At 29.4% G+C, this 16,297-nt stretch carries 25 protein-coding genes and 1 pseudogene; 25 read left to right on the plus strand and 1 reads right to left on the minus strand.

The annotated features are described in order from the left end of the window. The first annotated feature begins 1 nt into the window (after nt 1). The 5 genes and pseudogenes from bet to OXH55_RS17565 form a co-directional block, all read left to right on the plus strand. Nucleotides 2–940 (plus strand): phage recombination protein Bet, encoded by a 939-nt coding sequence (gene bet, locus OXH55_RS17545; protein ID WP_268051410.1) that lies wholly within the window; start codon nt 2–4, stop codon nt 938–940. A 17-nt stretch (nt 941–957) separates the two neighbouring features. Beyond that, complete coding sequence (locus OXH55_RS17550) at nt 958–1,236, plus strand: hypothetical protein (RefSeq protein WP_268051411.1); 279 nt, start codon at nt 958–960, stop codon at nt 1,234–1,236. A 416-nt stretch (nt 1,237–1,652) separates the two neighbouring features. Next, nucleotides 1,653–2,606 (plus strand): phage replisome organizer N-terminal domain-containing protein, encoded by a 954-nt coding sequence (locus OXH55_RS17555; protein ID WP_268051412.1) that lies wholly within the window; start codon nt 1,653–1,655, stop codon nt 2,604–2,606. Between the two features lie 170 nt (nt 2,607–2,776). Beyond that, nucleotides 2,777–3,904: a DNA (cytosine-5-)-methyltransferase gene (dcm, locus tag OXH55_RS17560; RefSeq protein ID WP_268051413.1), complete on the plus strand. Its 1,128-nt coding sequence runs from the start codon at nt 2,777–2,779 to the stop codon at nt 3,902–3,904. Nucleotides 3,905–3,949: 45 nt separating this feature from the next. Then, nucleotides 3,950–4,265, plus strand: a pseudogene (locus OXH55_RS17565) (single-stranded DNA-binding protein); the annotation flags it as partial. 151 nt (nt 4,266–4,416) lie between these two features. Here OXH55_RS17565 and OXH55_RS17570 read toward each other — a convergent pair. Beyond that, nucleotides 4,417–4,599, minus strand: a complete 183-nt coding sequence (locus OXH55_RS17570) for an alpha/beta-type small acid-soluble spore protein (protein WP_268051415.1) — start codon at nt 4,597–4,599, stop codon at nt 4,417–4,419. A gap of 134 nt (nt 4,600–4,733) precedes the next feature. On the opposite strand from OXH55_RS17570, the gene OXH55_RS17575 reads away from it, so the two are divergent. The 20 genes from OXH55_RS17575 to OXH55_RS17670 all read left to right on the plus strand — a co-directional run bounded on the left by OXH55_RS17575 (nt 4,734) and on the right by OXH55_RS17670 (nt 16,279). Continuing rightward, nucleotides 4,734–4,982, plus strand: coding sequence for an AbrB/MazE/SpoVT family DNA-binding domain-containing protein (locus tag OXH55_RS17575; protein ID WP_268051416.1), 249 nt, complete (start codon nt 4,734–4,736; stop codon nt 4,980–4,982). Beyond that, complete coding sequence (locus OXH55_RS17580) at nt 4,983–6,020, plus strand: nucleoid-associated protein (RefSeq protein ID WP_268051418.1); 1,038 nt, start codon at nt 4,983–4,985, stop codon at nt 6,018–6,020. Nucleotides 6,021–6,033: 13 nt separating this feature from the next. Then, on the plus strand, nt 6,034–6,405 hold the full coding sequence (locus OXH55_RS17585) for a hypothetical protein (protein ID WP_268051419.1): 372 nt from the start codon (nt 6,034–6,036) through the stop codon (nt 6,403–6,405). After that, nucleotides 6,387–6,566 carry a hypothetical protein gene (locus tag OXH55_RS17590; RefSeq protein WP_268051420.1) on the plus strand — a complete coding sequence of 60 codons (180 nt, stop codon included), beginning with the start codon at nt 6,387–6,389 and terminating at the stop codon, nt 6,564–6,566. Before OXH55_RS17585 ends, OXH55_RS17590 begins: the two co-directional genes overlap by 19 nt. A 9-nt stretch (nt 6,567–6,575) precedes the next feature. Then, nucleotides 6,576–7,124, plus strand: a complete 549-nt coding sequence (locus OXH55_RS17595; RefSeq protein ID WP_268051422.1) for a sigma-70 family RNA polymerase sigma factor — start codon at nt 6,576–6,578, stop codon at nt 7,122–7,124. A gap of 126 nt (nt 7,125–7,250) precedes the next feature. Beyond that, nucleotides 7,251–7,445, plus strand: a complete 195-nt coding sequence (locus OXH55_RS17600) for a hypothetical protein (protein ID WP_268051423.1) — start codon at nt 7,251–7,253, stop codon at nt 7,443–7,445. Further along, nucleotides 7,426–7,791 (plus strand): hypothetical protein, encoded by a 366-nt coding sequence (locus tag OXH55_RS17605; protein WP_268051424.1) that lies wholly within the window; start codon nt 7,426–7,428, stop codon nt 7,789–7,791. The genes OXH55_RS17600 and OXH55_RS17605 overlap by 20 nt, the downstream gene beginning before the upstream one ends. A 90-nt stretch (nt 7,792–7,881) precedes the next feature. Further along, nucleotides 7,882–8,649, plus strand: a complete 768-nt coding sequence (locus OXH55_RS17610; RefSeq protein ID WP_268051425.1) for a hypothetical protein — start codon at nt 7,882–7,884, stop codon at nt 8,647–8,649. Nucleotides 8,650–8,662: 13 nt separating this feature from the next. Continuing rightward, nucleotides 8,663–8,995, plus strand: a complete 333-nt coding sequence (locus OXH55_RS17615; protein ID WP_268051426.1) for a hypothetical protein — start codon at nt 8,663–8,665, stop codon at nt 8,993–8,995. Nucleotides 8,996–9,090: 95 nt separating this feature from the next. After that, nucleotides 9,091–9,879 (plus strand): HNH endonuclease, encoded by a 789-nt coding sequence (locus tag OXH55_RS17620; protein WP_268051427.1) that lies wholly within the window; start codon nt 9,091–9,093, stop codon nt 9,877–9,879. A 72-nt stretch (nt 9,880–9,951) separates the two neighbouring features. Further along, entirely contained in the window at nt 9,952–10,182 is a 231-nt protein-coding gene (locus OXH55_RS17625; protein WP_268051428.1) for a hypothetical protein, read from the plus strand. After that, the gene (locus OXH55_RS17630; RefSeq protein WP_268051430.1) at nt 10,176–10,334 is read left to right on the plus strand and encodes a hypothetical protein; all 159 of its coding nucleotides are present in this window, start codon (nt 10,176–10,178) and stop codon (nt 10,332–10,334) included. The genes OXH55_RS17625 and OXH55_RS17630 overlap by 7 nt, the downstream gene beginning before the upstream one ends. Nucleotides 10,335–10,338: 4 nt before the next feature. After that, nucleotides 10,339–10,848 carry a hypothetical protein gene (locus tag OXH55_RS17635; RefSeq protein WP_268051431.1) on the plus strand — a complete coding sequence of 170 codons (510 nt, stop codon included), beginning with the start codon at nt 10,339–10,341 and terminating at the stop codon, nt 10,846–10,848. Nucleotides 10,849–11,228: 380 nt separating this feature from the next. Next, nucleotides 11,229–11,741 (plus strand): hypothetical protein, encoded by a 513-nt coding sequence (locus OXH55_RS17640; RefSeq protein WP_268051432.1) that lies wholly within the window; start codon nt 11,229–11,231, stop codon nt 11,739–11,741. 207 nt (nt 11,742–11,948) lie between these two features. After that, nucleotides 11,949–12,302 carry a nucleotide pyrophosphohydrolase gene (locus tag OXH55_RS17645; protein WP_268051433.1) on the plus strand — a complete coding sequence of 118 codons (354 nt, stop codon included), beginning with the start codon at nt 11,949–11,951 and terminating at the stop codon, nt 12,300–12,302. Between the two features lie 15 nt (nt 12,303–12,317). Continuing rightward, nucleotides 12,318–13,385 carry an HNH endonuclease gene (locus OXH55_RS17650; RefSeq protein ID WP_268051434.1) on the plus strand — a complete coding sequence of 356 codons (1,068 nt, stop codon included), beginning with the start codon at nt 12,318–12,320 and terminating at the stop codon, nt 13,383–13,385. 267 nt (nt 13,386–13,652) lie between these two features. Continuing rightward, complete coding sequence (locus OXH55_RS17655; protein WP_268051435.1) at nt 13,653–14,735, plus strand: hypothetical protein; 1,083 nt, start codon at nt 13,653–13,655, stop codon at nt 14,733–14,735. A 98-nt stretch (nt 14,736–14,833) separates the two neighbouring features. After that, nucleotides 14,834–15,016, plus strand: coding sequence for a hypothetical protein (locus OXH55_RS17660; RefSeq protein WP_268051436.1), 183 nt, complete (start codon nt 14,834–14,836; stop codon nt 15,014–15,016). Nucleotides 15,017–15,461: 445 nt separating this feature from the next. Then, on the plus strand, nt 15,462–15,968 hold the full coding sequence (locus OXH55_RS17665; protein WP_268051438.1) for an antA/AntB antirepressor family protein: 507 nt from the start codon (nt 15,462–15,464) through the stop codon (nt 15,966–15,968). Next, nucleotides 15,911–16,279: a hypothetical protein gene (locus OXH55_RS17670; protein ID WP_268051440.1), complete on the plus strand. Its 369-nt coding sequence runs from the start codon at nt 15,911–15,913 to the stop codon at nt 16,277–16,279. Before OXH55_RS17665 ends, OXH55_RS17670 begins: the two co-directional genes overlap by 58 nt. Nucleotides 16,280–16,297 lie beyond the last annotated feature (18 nt).

A 16,297-nucleotide genomic window follows, 5' to 3' on the forward strand; every position in this document is an offset into this window, starting at 1 on the left:
AATGAGAAATGATTCAAATGATTTAATGGAAATGAGTCAGGCAGCTTATGAGGTAAATGGAGAAAAGATTAAACTTTCACCAATTATAGTAAAGAAATATCTAGTAAGTGGTGATGCAAATAAAGTTACAGATCAGGAAGTTATGATGTTTATAAAACTTTGTCAGTACCAAAAACTTAATCCATTCTTAAGAGAAGCATACTTAATTAAATATGGAAATTCACCAGCTACACTAGTAACTGGAAAAGATACATTTACAAAGAGAGCTGCTAACTCTAAGGTATCTAATGGATATGAAGCAGGAGTAATAGTACTTAATTTAAACAAAGTAATAGAGTTTAGAAATGGCACATTTTATATGCATGATGAAGAAGAACTTTTAGGAGGATGGGCTAAGGCATATAGAAAAGATAAAGAGCATCCTGTAGAAATATCAGTTAATCTGAATGAATATGAAGGCAAGAAAAAAGATGGTACATTAAACGCTAACTGGACACAAAGACCAGGAACAATGATTAGAAAAGTAGCTCTAGTGCAAGCATTAAGAGAAGCATTTCCAGAAGACTTTGAAGGTATGTATTCACCAGAAGAAATAGGAGTTGAAGATCACCACTTAGATACAAAAAAAATAAGTATAAAAGAAGAAATTAAAAAAGCTAATGAAGTAGAGCCAATACCTCAACCAGCACAAAAGGAGCAGAAAGAATATATATTCAGTTTAGGAAAAACAAAAGGTCTTGTAGAGGGAGAAGGCAAAGGTGCTGATATAAGTAAGTTAAAAGAATTTACATTACAGTTTGGATATAACCTAAGCAATTTAACATATGAAGAAGCTAATGATTTACTTAACAAATTAGAAAAATATGAGCTAAAGAAAGAAGAAACAGTTATAGAAGTTGAAGCTGAGACAATAGAACAACTTGGAGATGAACCGTTCTAGAAAAGGAGTGTGAGTTAATGATAAAACATAGATTCAATTCAGAAGTAGGAGCAGAGATAACAGCAATAACAAATGATGATACAGCAAGATTAGAGAATGAAGAGGGGGTGAGTGAACATAAAAAATTTGTAATGATAGAGCTTACAGACACAGCACATTATCCAAGAGTTATATTTCACAATGTTAATAGTATAGAGCAACAAGCATGCTGTGAGCTATTTGAAAAAATCACACTTGGAGAAACTTATGCAGAACTTGCTGCTAGTTCTATAAGAGTTGAAGTTCCTAAAAAGTAAAATAGGTGCTCGGCAAAGCACCCATTCCAAATTGATTGACTTTTAAAATTGGATAAGAGCTCGGCAAAGCTCTTGTCCTCATTATACAATAGGCATACGCAATTTTTCAATATTAGTATATAACAAACTTCAGAAAACTATACATGGGGGAGTAAAATGAAAAGAAAATTAAGTGTAAAAGTTGCTAGTGATAAAACTAAAAAGTTAAAGAGCAATAAGAGATTAGTTGCTGTAGGTAAAAACTTTTAGGAATAAGATGGAAGGTTTTAGTACATGAGTTTAACAGTAGTTGAATACAGAAATCAAAGAGTTTAAAAGATATCTGAATGATATTCAGATGCCTATTAAATAGTGTTTGATAAGGAAGTTATATAAAAGAGCAGGTAACTGCTTCATCTACAAAGGAGGATAGATTAATGGCAGAAGTAAAATGGATTAAGATAACAACAACAATGTTTGATGATGAAAAAATAAGATTAATAGAAGCAATGCCAGAAAAAGATACAGTACTGATAATTTGGATTAAGCTTTTAGTTTTAGCTGGTAAATGTAATAACAATGGATATATATATCTATCTGAAAATATTCCATATACAGTTGAAATGCTTGCAACACTATTTAACAGACCACTTAACACTGTACGTATGGCATTAGAAACATTTAAAAACTTTGGAATGGTTGATATTGATGATAACCAGTTAATTTGTATTTCTAACTGGGAAAAGCACCAAAATATTCAGGGTATGGAGAAAATAAAAGAACAAAATAGAAAAAGAGTAGCAGCGTATAGAGCTAAAAAGAAAGCTTTAGAATTACCAGTAAAAGAAGAAAGTTGTATTAGTGGTAATGAGAAAGAAACAGAGTGTAATGGTAAAGAAATAAATTGTAATGTTACATGTAACATTACAAAAACAAAAAGTAACGCAATAGATATAGATATAGATAAAGATATAGATATAGATAAAGATATAGATAAAGATATAAAACATATTGAGTCTTCTAAACAAGACATACCGTATTCAGAAATAATTAATTATTTGAATGAGAAAGCTGGTACTAAATATAAATCTACAACGAAAAAAACTCAAACACTCATACATGCTAGATGGGAAGAAGGGTTTACACTAGAAGATTTTAAGAAGGTTATAGAAAACAAATGTACAGAATGGCTAAATACAGATATGGAGAAGTACTTAAGACCAGAAACGCTATTTGGTACTAAATTCGAGGGATACTTAAATCAAAAGGCAGCAAAACCTAAGATTGCAGAAAAAGTTGATACTTTTAATAACTATGAACAGCGAGCTTATGACTATGATGAGTTAGAGAAAAAGCTATTAGGTTGGAAGAACCAAGGGGAATCGGGTTAGAAGTAGGAGTAAAAAACAAATAGCATAAGGAGGAATAGGATGCAGTTTTGGACACAGTATTTAGTTACAGTTTTATTTTTAGTAATTTTAGTAGCAATAGTAGCTGTAGCTCTTAGGAGAAAATAAGACGTCAAATCAGTATATTATGCAACATCAATAGGGGGGAGTAAATGAAGTTTTTAGATTTATTTTCAGGCATAGGTGGGTTTAGATTAGGTATGGAAATGGCAGGGCATGAATGTGTAGGCCATTGTGAAATAGATAAATATGCAAATAAAAGCTATATGGCTATACATGATGTAAAGGAGGATGAATGGTATGCAGATGACATTAGAAATGTTATACCAGGAGAGCTTCCAGCAGCAGACATATACTGCGGAGGATTTCCTTGTCAAGCTTTCTCAATTGCTGGAAAGCAACGAGGTTTCGAAGATACAAGAGGAACTCTTTTCTTTGAAATCATGCGGTTGGCAAAAATACGAAAACCTAAATATCTTTTCCTTGAGAATGTCAAAGGACTGCTTTCACACAATGGAGGAAGGACTTTTGGAACAATCCTCCAAACTCTTTGGGCATGTGGGTATAATGCAGAATGGCAGGTGTGCAACTCTAAAAATTTCGGAGTTCCACAGAACAGGAAAAGAGTGTTCATTATTGGACATCTTAGAGGAGAAAGTAGACCAAAAATATTTCCTATCGGAGGAAGTAACTCAAAAACTCTTAAGCAGTTAATTGGAGGAAGTCAAGGGAATAGAATATATGCTAGTGATGGATTAAGTTGTACTCTAGCAAGTGAAGCAGGTGGTAGAGGAGCTAAAACAGGGTTGTATTTAGTAGGTAATATAAATCCAAGTGGTAAAGGGATGAATGGAAATATTTACGACAGTAAAGGGATAAGCCCTACTATAACAACCAATAAGGGAGAAGGACAAAAGATATTAGTAAATCCTGTATTAACTCCTAATAGGATTAATAAAAGACAAAATGGAAGAAGAATAAAGGAAGCCGGAGAACCAATGTTTACATTAACTGCTCAAGATCAACATGGAATAATGATATCCAAAACAGTAAGAGCTAGTGGTAGAAATTCAAGAGATAAAAAACATACATGGGATATCTACAATGTTGAAGGAAAAATAAGAAGATTAACTCCATTAGAATGTTGGCGACTTCAAGGATTTCCAGATGAACATTTTCAAAAAGCAAAAAAAGTTAATTCAGATTCACAATTATATAAACAAGCTGGTAACAGTGTAACAGTGAATGTAATTTATGAAATTGCTAAAAGATTAGATTAGTTCGTAATATAAAAGGATTTTTAAGCAAAGGAGAGATAGAAAGTTATGAATAGGGTAGTTTTGATAGGTAGGTTAACAAAAGATCCGGAGTTAAGATTTACTCCTGGTACTGGAAAAGCTGTAGCAAGTTTTATATTGGCTGTAGATAGAAGATTTTCTAGTAATGGACAGAAGGAAGCAGACTTTATTCCTATAGTCGTGTGGAATAAGCAAGCAGAGGCTACAGCAAATTATGTGACTAAGGGAAAGTTAATAGGAGTTGCTGGTAGGATTCAAACAAGGTCTTATGAAGCACAAGATGGTACTAGAAGATATGTTACGGAAGTAGTGGCAGATGAAGTTCAATTTCTTCAATGGGGAGATGGACCACAAAGAAGTGGACAGTATAACCAAGATAATCAACAATGGCGTGATGAAGAAATAACTCCAATAGATGATGGGGATATCCCATTTTAAAAGGGGATGGGGACATGTAAGAACATATCCCCAAATAGTACAGACAATTATATAAATTATAGATTTTTTTCGTATGATTCAACCATTCTTTTAACCATTTCGCCACCAACGGAACCGTTTTGTTTTGAAGTAAGGTCTCCATTGTAGTCGCTTAGAGGCACATTTAACTCTCTAGCAACTTCAGCTTTAAATTTATTTAAACCAGGTTTTGCGTTAGGTACTAATTTTTGATAGCTCATACATGTTACCTCCTTTATTAGGTTATATCCTTAGGTTGTACAGTTCCTACGTAAATATGTTGGCGAATGGGTGGAAAAAGAGGAAGTAAGTAATAGATACAAGCAAAAAATAAAAATAGTAGGAGGATTTTCAAATGAAAGCAACAGGAATAGTAAGAAAGGTAGATCAATTAGGAAGAATAGTATTACCAAAGGAATTAAGAAAGACTTTGAATATAAAAGAAAATCAAACAGGATTAGAGATATTTGTAGAAGGACAAGACATAATTCTTAGAAAGTATGAAGCAGCATGTGTATTCTGCGGAGAAGCTAGTGAACTTGTGAACTACAAAGGCAAGAATATTTGTAAGAAGTGTCTTGAGGAATTAAAGGAGAATAGATAAATGGAGTATATAAACGAGGTTACCATCAATGAAGCAATAGTTCATATTTTGGATAACAATTCAGAAGAAGCTATTTTGAATGAATATAAATTAGATCTAAATGAAGAGGTGTATACATTCTTAAATAAACATATACAAAAATCCTTAAAAGATGAGGAACTTAAGTATGCAGTATTCAATAAAGAGAAAAACATTGTAAAAGATATTTCTCAGCAGTTTCTATATGGAGAAAGTGCTTTACTTGAAGCATCCAAAGAACTTGCACAACAAATGTTTTTACTGATGAGAAGTAAAGGGAGTATAGCATCATGTGATCTTATAGTTGTATCTATATCTACAGAATATGGTCCGCTACTTGGAATTTTAAAAATGGATTATATAAAGAATTATGTCCATACTATAGATTTTATAAATAATAAAATTGGTGTAAATATTATACCTCAATTTACTGGACTTCCTGGAAGTGGTCAGAAATTGCAAAAGTGTGCTTTTATAAAGCCTATGAAAGAGGAGAGTAGTTTTAATCTTATGGTTATAGATAAGCAAACCCAAAATAAAAATAGTGAAGAATATGCTTCAAATTATTTTATAACCAATTATCTTGGATGTACTGTTATTGAGAATGAAAGAGATATGACCAAAAACTTTGTTACTGCAGTAGAAAAATGGACCAGAACTAATCTAAAAGAAAATGCAGAAGCACAAGAAATGGTTAGAAGTACAATTAAGAAAAAGCTAAGCGAAGAAGAAAAATTTGAAGTAAAGGCTGTAGCAGAAGATCTCTTTAAAGATAAAACTGAGACTAAACAAAATTTTGTTGAATTTGTTAAAGAACAAAGTGGAGCAGAGACTATAGCTGTAGATAGAGAATGGGTTGAAAAGAAGTTCAAGAGAATAAGATTGAAAATAGACAAGGATATTGATCTTTACATTAATGAGGAAGCATATAAAGACAACAGCAGATTTGAAATTGTTAGAAATGGGGATGGAACAATTAGCATGATTATAAAACATGTTTCAAATTATATAGAGAAATAAGGGGGATGTAGTAATGGGAGCTGAAGCATTAAAAGCATTAGAACAAGCAGAAGATAAAAGGGTACGACGTGTTTCAGAAATATCAAGACTATTGGACAAGCCTTATAAAGAAGTTGAACAGATATTAGACAAGACAAAAGCACAGTTGGAACATTCAGACGAGATTCAAAGAAGTTTAGAAGTAAAACTAAGTTTTAAAGAAATTAGAGACAGAGTTACAGGATTAGCTGCAGTAATAGCATATCAGGAAATAGAGAAAACAGGAAAACCTTATAAAGAAGTTATTCCATCAGCAGTACAAGAGGCATGCATTAGGTTAGGAATAGATAAGAAAGAGTTCATATCTAAGTGCAGGGGGAATGAAAAGTGTTTAAAGAAGGCATGAAGTTAAAGGTTAAATTCAAACTAGGAAAAAATAAAGGGTTTAAGATATTCAGAGGTAGAGTAATTGTAATTACAGAACATTTGATAGTAGTACAAGGAAAGAATTATACAGAAAGTTTTAAATTTAATGATTTTAAGTGTGGAGCAGCAGTGCTAATCTAGGAGGGAAATATGGAAAAAAAGTTAATTATCATTGATGAAGGTATTAAAGAAAATCTAAGCTTTGAAGAGGTTTTTAGCCGATATGAGAGGTTAATAAAAAAGCATATTAAAAAATGGATTTGGAGATTTGAAAGTGAAGATTTGTATCAGGTAGGATCAATGGCTTTATGGGAAAGTTATAGCAAATATAATCCTGAAACTAAAATAGGATTTGGATATTATGCAAACTTTATAATTGAAAAGAGATTGCTTAAACATAACAGAGACTATGAAAGACATACGGTACAAGCTATAAGTTTAGAAAAAATTGTACATCGAAGTAATGATAGGGGAGATATAAAGTTAATAGACACATTAGGATATGAAGCAAAGTTTGATTCTATAGTCCAGATATTAGATATGAATGAAAGAATAAAAGAACTCACAGAAAAAGAGAAAAACTGTATAAGATATAAGCTGCAAGATTTAAAACAAGCAGAGATAGGAAAGAAGATAGGGGTAAGTCAAGTGCAAGTATGCAGAATATTGCGAAAAGCAGTCAATAAGTTAATAGCGTAAGACTAAGGGATGAGTTGGGTATTTGTATACCTAAGGTGTATTAGGGTATTAGAACAATAATACAATATTTAAAGGTGGACATGCTATGGAATTGTCCACCTGAAAGTTAAAAATGGAGGGAAAGTTATGGAATTAAGAGATATAAAAAATAAAATTCAAGAAGCTGAAAAAGAATTGGAGATAGCAAGAAAAGAATTTGATAATGCAACTGGAGAAAAGGTATATGACTCATTAACAAGGCTAGAGTTAGCAGAAGGAGATTTAGATAGATTACATGAGTTAGAAAGGGAGGCTGAATATAGTGAACTTAAAATTATGTAGCGTATGTGGAAGACCATATAGTGAATTGCATCATATAGTTTTTAGAAGTCAGGCCCCATATATGAAAGAAGTTAAACTTAACCATAAATATTTGTGTATAGAACATCACAGAGGCAATAGCAGTCCTCATAGAAATCGAGAAATAGATTTGAAGTATAAGAAAGAGCTGCAGAAGAAACTATTAGATTTATTTCCAAAAGCGTATTACACAGTAGAAGAGATTGGTGAGTTATTAGGAATTTCAGAGTTAGGAACTTACAGGATAGTTAAAACTCTAAAGCTTCATGAAGAAGGATATGAAAGAGTGGATCTTGTTATAAGAATGATGGGAGGCATGATGTATTAGTTACTAAAAGCAAATATAAATAAAACCAACTAGGGAGGTTTGATAGAAGCAAAGTAAACAAACCTCCTGCATTTAAAGGATGTGAAAATAGTGGGGAAAGTTATAGAAAGAATTGAACTTCCAGGTCAACTAAGTGTTTGGGACATAGAAATTACGCAACCTGTTAAAAAAGCTACGGAAAAGGTTAAAAAAGTTACACAAATTAAAGAAAATAATACGCAAAGTGGTTTAGAAATAACAGTAGATCAGCAAAGGATTATTGGTAAATACAAAGCAGATTTAAAACTAAACAGAATAATTCAATATTGTGGTGGGAGTATCGGAATAGAACTTAAAGAGAACGAAGTATTTAAAACTATCTATGTAAATAAAGGTGGCAAAGAGGAATTTACTTTTAATAAAAAATCACCAGTGATGCCATGGGATAAGGTTTTATATTACAGAGAAGATTTAAAACCAAATGAGCTTCAGGAAGAAAAATTGAAAGTTTTAAAAATCAAATATAAGGGTATCAAAGAAATTAGACGTAAAGGTGACGAAAACATCCTTGTTGAGTATGAAGATAAAGTAATAAGTATTATACCAAAAGGGTGGGTATTGGAATTTAACAATGTACAAGCTTTATATGATGAAGAGGATATTGAAAGTGAAGGTTTACCGGAAGATCTTGAGGCAATGCAGAAAAGAGTAAAAGTTGGAGATATAGTTGTAGCTTCAATTGGTAAAGAAAAGTTATTAGTTCAAGGAGAAATTACTAGGATTTATGGCATAGGAGATTACATTTTAAATATTGTTTATGAAGATAAGCATACAGCTATAGGAAGATATGCAGTAAGAAAAATAATTAAGTGTGCTTAGAGAAGGTGAGTAAATGGCATTAGACATGATAGATATAGGGCAAGAAATATATACAGCAGCTAAAAGACTTCAAAAGAGTGGAGATAAACTCTTCACTCTTGCTAGAGAATATGCAGAAGCTGAACAACAATATAGAAAAGCTCTTGGAATAGAAATTATGAAGTTAAGAGATGCAAAAGTCCAAGTAAGTATAGTTGGAGATGTAGCAAGGGCTAATGTATCTGATTTAAAGTTTAAAAGGGATATGGCGGAATACAAATATAAGGCTGGCAGAGATAAATCACAAGCTTTACAGGCAGAGATTAGTGCTCTGCAGAGTATATATAGAAATCAAACAGATATGTAAGAAAAAGAAGGCTAGTTCTCCTTCTTTTTTAAAAGGAGATGATATAAATAGAAACAAAAGTATGTACTAAATGTGGTGAAAAATTATCATTAGATATGTTCTATAAACGTAAGGCTAGCAAAGATGGATATAGCTATATATGCAAAGAATGTAATAAAGAGGTTATGAAAAAATATAGAAAAGAAAACAAAGATAAAATTTCTGAATATAACAAAAAATACAAAGTACAAAACAAGGAAGAAGTAGCCAAAAGCTGGCAAGAATACTATAAAAACAATAAAAATAAAATAAATGAACATAAAAGACGACAATATCAAGAAAACAAAGAGTGTTATAGTGCTTATAAAAAGCAACAGTATAAAAACAATAAAGAACGTTATGCTGAATATAGTAAAAAATATTATCAAAAAAATAGAGATAAATTAATTGAGTATTCAAAACAATACTGTAAAGAAAATAAAGATAAAGTATATGAAACTCAAAAACGACGTCGCAAAAACAACAGAAAAAAGATTAATGAAATACACAGGGAATGGTGTAGAAATAATCCTGAAAAAATTAGAATTAGAGGACAACGAAGAAGAGCAAGAAAAAAAGAGTTATTAGCCACTTTAAATGATAAACAATGGGAACAAATAAAACGATATTTCAACAATCGCTGTGCATACTGTGGTAAAGAAGCACCACTAACACAAGAACATTTCATACCATTAAGTAAAGGTGGAGAATACACAATAAACAATATAATACCATCTTGTACAAGCTGTAATTGTAGTAAAAAAGATAGAGACTTCTTTGAATGGTATCCTAAATACCATTATTACAGTAAAAAAAGAGAAAAATTTATATTAGAATATTTAGGCTACCACAAAGAAAGTAAGTAGCAATTTAAAATAACAAACAAATATAAAAAATTATATAAACGTCAAGAAGATATATAGGGAGGTAATAAATAAATGAGTCCTGAGGTAGCGAAGTTAGCAAATAGAGCAATAATAGACTACTTGGCAGGCAATAAGAAAGAATTTGAAAGGTTAGTAAGTAAAGCAATGAAGTTAAATAAAAGAGTCAAATTATTTGATTGTAAATATAAGATGAACGGTAAATGGATACCAGCAAAGATTAATTGGGATACTGGAGAAATCATAGTAGATGGACAAGTTATCAGGAGGTGTAATGTTTGTTAGAAATAACAGCTGGAGCAATAGCACTTGGAATTGTAATAATATCAGTATTTGCTATAGATATAGTTGCATTAGTTTCATCAAGGAAGATAAGTGATAAAGAATATGAGAAATTAGAAAGGCCTGATTTAATAAGGATGGACAAGGAGGAATAACAGCATGATAGATAAAGAAATATTTAGAAAAACTGAAAAGAAGCTATATAACTACTTTAGGAAAGATAAAAAGATAGGGAGTTTAAATCATAAGATAGAAATATTAAATAAACAAATTGATGATATAGAAAAAAGGTTAAAAAACATAAACATTACTATACCTGAAGAGTCAAGATCAATAACATATGAAGAAAGAGTTCAAACAAGTTCAGATGGGATAAGTTATGCAGAAAGAACAGCCATAAGAATAACTGATAATCTACTGAAAGAACAATTTAGAAAATTTGAAGAAATTACACAACTTGAAGAAGAACTAAGAGATATAGAAGCAGATAATATAATAATCGAAGATAACATAAATGATTTAAGTGAAGAAGATAAACATTTCCTAAAACTAAAATATAGCGAAGGCAAAAAAGATTGGCAAGTAGGAAAAGAATTAGGAATGTCTCAATCTACTGCTACTAGATCAAGACAAAGATTAATAGAAAATGTAGTTGAATGGGAAGAGTAGTTAGAAAGATGAATTAAAAGTGCATTAAATTTGAATAACAGATGTAAGAAAAAAATGATAAAATGGTAGCATAAATAAATAGGATTTATATTTATTATCCCCCAAAAGCACTAGCAACAGACTTTATAGCTGTTAGCTGGTGTTTTTGTTATAAAAAATACTTGAAGTGACAATAATTCTTAATGATTTAAATTTATTAAGATAGGAGAATAATAAGTATTTTTAAACTTAGCATTTAAGCTTAAGGAAAAAAATGGTTGAATGTATAGCTAGAGAGATGAATATTATTTGCAATGTGAAAATATATTACTATTGGTTGATAATATAGGTAAAAACATATTATTTGAATAAAAGTATTTATATATAGAAAGGAGTAAAAAATGAGTTTAACTGTTACAATTAAACCAAAAGTAATTAAATTTTCAACTCAACAACTTGAGCAATGGAAAGAAGAACATGATGAAAGTTCATATGGGTTTGGTGAATCTATAGTTGGAAATTATTTAAAATCGCAGGGATATAGTGTTCATCAGCAGTATAATATTTGTGGAGGAAACAAATTAGGGAAATATCCTGAAGGAGAAGAAATTATCCGTAAATATTTTGGTGAAGAACGTTTTTGGGAAGCTAGAAAATTATTTGAGGTATTTTATCCATTTAGAGATCCAAAGAGACATCCTTTTGAAGAACCTGATTTGTTAGTATATAAACCTGATCCTGAAGAAATGCGCCTTGTAGAGGTAAAAAGACTAGATACTAGAGATAAACTAAGAAAAGGACAAGTTAAAGGCTTAGTATTATTTGCTGTTCTTCTTAATATACCTATAGATGTATATATAGCAGTTCCACAAGGGAAAGAGTATAGTGGAGAAGATATAGTTTGGGAATTTTAGTGAATTTGAATTAATAGATTAATACGTAAAATGTTAAATATCCCAAAAGCACTAGCAACAGACTTTATAGCTGTTAGTTGGTGCTATTTTATTATGCATTTTGAAGGAATTTAAGGAAAAATGTAGAATAAAATAATAAGACTTAAGTTATAATAAATACACTTATATAGGTCATATAAATTGTGCATTTCAAGGAGAATTAATATTATGGAAAATGTTATTGAAGAATTAACTAAAAAAATAATTCAATTTAGAGATAATAGAGATTGGAAGCAGTTTCATAATCCAAAAGATTTAGCTATATCTTTGGGGATAGAGGCTGGAGAATTATTAGAATGTTTTCAATGGAAAACTAATGAGGAAATTAAAGAATTGCTGCAAAGTGAAAAAAAGATAAAAGTTCAAGAAGAAATAGCAGATGTAGCAATGTACCTATTATTCTTATGCAATGAAACTAACATAAATTTAGAAGAAGCAATATTAGATAAGATAAAGAAGAATGAAGAAAAGTATCCTGTAAGTAAAAGTAAGGGAAATGCTAAAAAATATAATGAATTATAGCTAGGGGGAAATTCAATGATTAACAATACTTTACACTTATTTGTTAAGTTTCATGAAGAAGGCAGTGGGGAATTTAAAGGAAGAAAAACAATGCAAGAACATTTAAATGTCCTTAATGAAAAAAGAAAAGTTGTTTGGGGACATTTTACATCTAATCCTACTAAGAAAGGATTATGGAATGAGAGAGTAAAAATTATTCATGAACAAATGAAATCAGGAGAAGATGCATTTGTTTTTTTCTGTGATAGAGAGAATGGATTATTGTATGTTGGAAAATATATTGATTCTTATAAAAGAGCTGAAGTAGAACGTAATCATCCAATTGTAGAATACATACCTGAATATTATCATCATAAAGTAGGTACTGCAAAAGAGTATATAGAAGGTGAACTAAGAAGTTATGCATATATTGAGCTTTATAAAATAACAAAAATAGATATGGATATTGCTGAAGATATATATCTTTATAGTAAAGCTAAAGATGGTAAAAGACAAAAGGTATTAGATAATAAAAGTATGTCATCTATTATGTATGTTAATATTGATGATAATTTATATAACGAATTAAAAAAAGAATTAAAAGATACAATAGCGATGAATGTATCAGTAAAAGAATTACAAGCTATTGAGGAAATAGAATATCAAAACCAAATTGAAAATATTGATATTGGTGAAAAAGTAGAAATTGAGGATAAATCCGAAAAAAAACCTGAGGCTAAAACAGTTGGTAATAATAAGAAATGGCCAAGATCTGCTAAAAAGGCTAAAAATGCTATAGTTTATGTTGATTATACTTGTGAAATAGATAGTAGTCACAAATATTTTATTTGTGATAGAACTAAAAAGAATTATGTTGAAGCACATCATCTTATTCCAATGGAATTTCAACATGAGTTTGATGTAAGTTTAGATGTTGAAGCTAATATTGTAAGTCTCTGTCCAGTATGTCATAAGAAATTACATCATTCAACATTTGAACAAAAGAAACAACTTTTAAAAGAAATATATAACCAGAGAAAAGAAAGATTACAGAAATGTGATATAGAAATTAGCTTAAAGCAATTATATTCGTATTATAAATAACGTGAAGGAAAAATGACGTATATATGACGGATTTTAGGTATAACTTTATATTACAACAGTAGTATGAAAAATTTCTAAGAAGGTAGAATCTTCTAAGTAATATATTATTGTACCCAATAAAGAAAATTAAAAATATACAATACAATAATTATCTCCAGAACACTAGTTACAAATCTTAATTTGTTAATTAGTGTTATTTTATTTTACATTTTGAAGGAATTTAAGGAATAATGTAGAATAAAATATGTTTTGTGGAGGTGATTTAAAGTGTTTATTTTAAGTGCAAATAGTGTAATTAATGTGGTTGCTTCAAATTCAAACTATAAATTAAGTGATGTCTACAATATTGTAAACAGTATATTTCCTGTAGGAATTTTTTTAGTAACTACTATATACTTAATATTAGGTATAAAAAATGAATTAGTTAATGAAAACTTTAATTTTGGTGTTAGCAATAAAACAAAAAAGACATTATATATGCTATATATTACAATATTGTTATTAGCTTGCTTTATTGGGTGGGTATGTGTTTGTTTTATAGAGTATGTATTTTCAATAAATTTATCTAACGTGATCCCAATAATAAGCTATATATATATATTAGTATTATGCATAAGAACTAAAAGTGTATTACGTAAAACTAATAAAGCAGAAAAAATTATTAATATTTTGATAAAAAATAAAAAGAATATAAATTTGAATGAAATGTATATCTTACTAATAATCTCAGGAGGAATGTTAGGTATAATTTTGTATAAAAGTTCGTCAGGTGAAAATTTGCTGAAATATTTATGGTTAGCTCTATGTATTACATTTGTTACATTTACAATAGTTGCTTTCTTTTCATTTCAAGGTAACATAGCTAATATAAAAAAGGTTAATCTAATAAACAAAAACGATGAAGAAATTGCTAAAGGTAAAATTTTCAAAGTAGTTGATGATTTTATAGTACTTATTAAATATAATGGGGATGTAGAATATATTAATAAAAGTGAAATTAAAAAAATTATATATAATCAATATCAATATAAAAATGAAAATAATTATGTGTATAGTAATTATACTTTAAAAAAATTAGAAGAATTCAAAGATGACTTAAATAAAAGAAAAACTTATTTTGAAAAACAGTACAATGAATTACTTTCTCGAAGAAGGGATTTGGAAATGGAAATTAATATGTTGGGAAGTTTAAATGTAAATAATTATAAAGGAATTATTATTGAAGATTACGAAAAAACATTACAAGAATTTAGAAAAATTCAAGATAGAAAAATAGAAATATATGAAATAATTGAAAAAGTAGATAAAGAAATACAAGATAAAAAGCAAAAAAAGATATTTATATCTTAAAAGTTAATAATACATATTTAGAGAACCTAGGATCAGTTAATTTGGAACTGATTCAGCAATAGGTTCTTTTTTATTTTAAATTTAAAGGAGTGAGAGGTGTGAATATAGGACAAATACTTAAAGAGAAGCAACCAGAAGCATATAGAGAGTTGAATAAGATAAAAAAACAAAGTAGGAGAGGTAGCTATAAAGAGCACCTCTCTTTTAATGATTATAAGCAGATTATGGAAGAAGGACGTATTTACAAAAGAAGAAGAGGAGTTTTAAGGCAAGTAAAGTAAGATTTTAGCAAGGGATAGGATTTATTTACATACTTATAATTATGTAAACTAAATTTTAAATGTAAACCTGAACCAAACTCTCGAAATAACCTAGAACATATAAATTCGCTTTGAAATATCACTAAATTTTTATTTAGAACAATTTTTTATAAGGATATAAAAACTTAATAATCTTCCAAAACAAACTTATATATCAGAGCTTTTATAAAAAAATGAGACAAAAATATATAAGGGGAAGATAAAAGAGATCATAGGAAAAAGTTAAATATATGAGCAAATCAAATAAGGCGTGGAGACACGTTCTTTTTTATACAAAAAAATAAAAATTAATGAATATGCTTTGGCAAAAAGGGAATTATTACAAATAAGGGCTTGTACACAAAAGGAATTTACAGGATAAATACCTGCCCTCCTTTTATTTAAGATAATGGGGGGAAAGAATAACATGCGAACTGTAAAAATTAATGATGCAAAAGTAAGAGTATTTCAAAAGAAGGAATTAATAGAGAAGTTAAATTTTACAGAAGATGAAGCAAAATTTATAATGAAGTATCAAAAGACATTTCCAGAATTATTACAAGATGGAGTAGATGGTTTTGTAATTGATGTTGAAAATCTTTGGGAGCAATTAGATAAACCAAATGGACAATTTAGCAAATGGGCTAATAAAAGAATAAAAGAAGTATTCAAGAATGGCTTAGAATGGGGTTTTAGCCAGATTAGGATAAAAGATGGTAGACCAAAACAAGTAATAAAATTAACTTTAGAAACTGCAAAGCATGTGGCTATGTCTACAGGTTTAGACGGTAATTCAAGTAAAAAAGTTAAAGAAAAAGGTAAGCTAGTTAGAAGTTACTTTATATTAATGGAGAAAGCACTAAGAAATTATGAATATTGGACAATGGTAAGAGAACCTCAAAAGAAGGATTCAAACAATTATGTAAGGCTTTAGATAGTCAATATAGTTTAACTCATGAAGGAAAAGAAACCCCTAAATATATATATTCAAATGAATCAGATATGTTAAATAGAGCTTCACTAGGATATCCAGCTAAGAAGGTGCAACAATTATTAGAAACTAAAGATAAACAAACAAGGGAACATTTTGATACTGAAATAAATAAATCATTAAGTGAACTTCAAACAATGGATATAGGTTTAATCATGGCAGCCTTAGATTATAATGCTAGAAAAACAACTATAAAAAACATATGTAATACTAAATATAAAAATATACAAATGATAGTTAAAGAAACAGCATAAAAATAAAAAAAGTTTAAG

It is taken from the genome of Clostridium ganghwense (assembly GCF_026735165.1).
Classification (GTDB): domain Bacteria; phylum Bacillota; class Clostridia; order Clostridiales; family Clostridiaceae; genus Clostridium_H; species Clostridium_H ganghwense.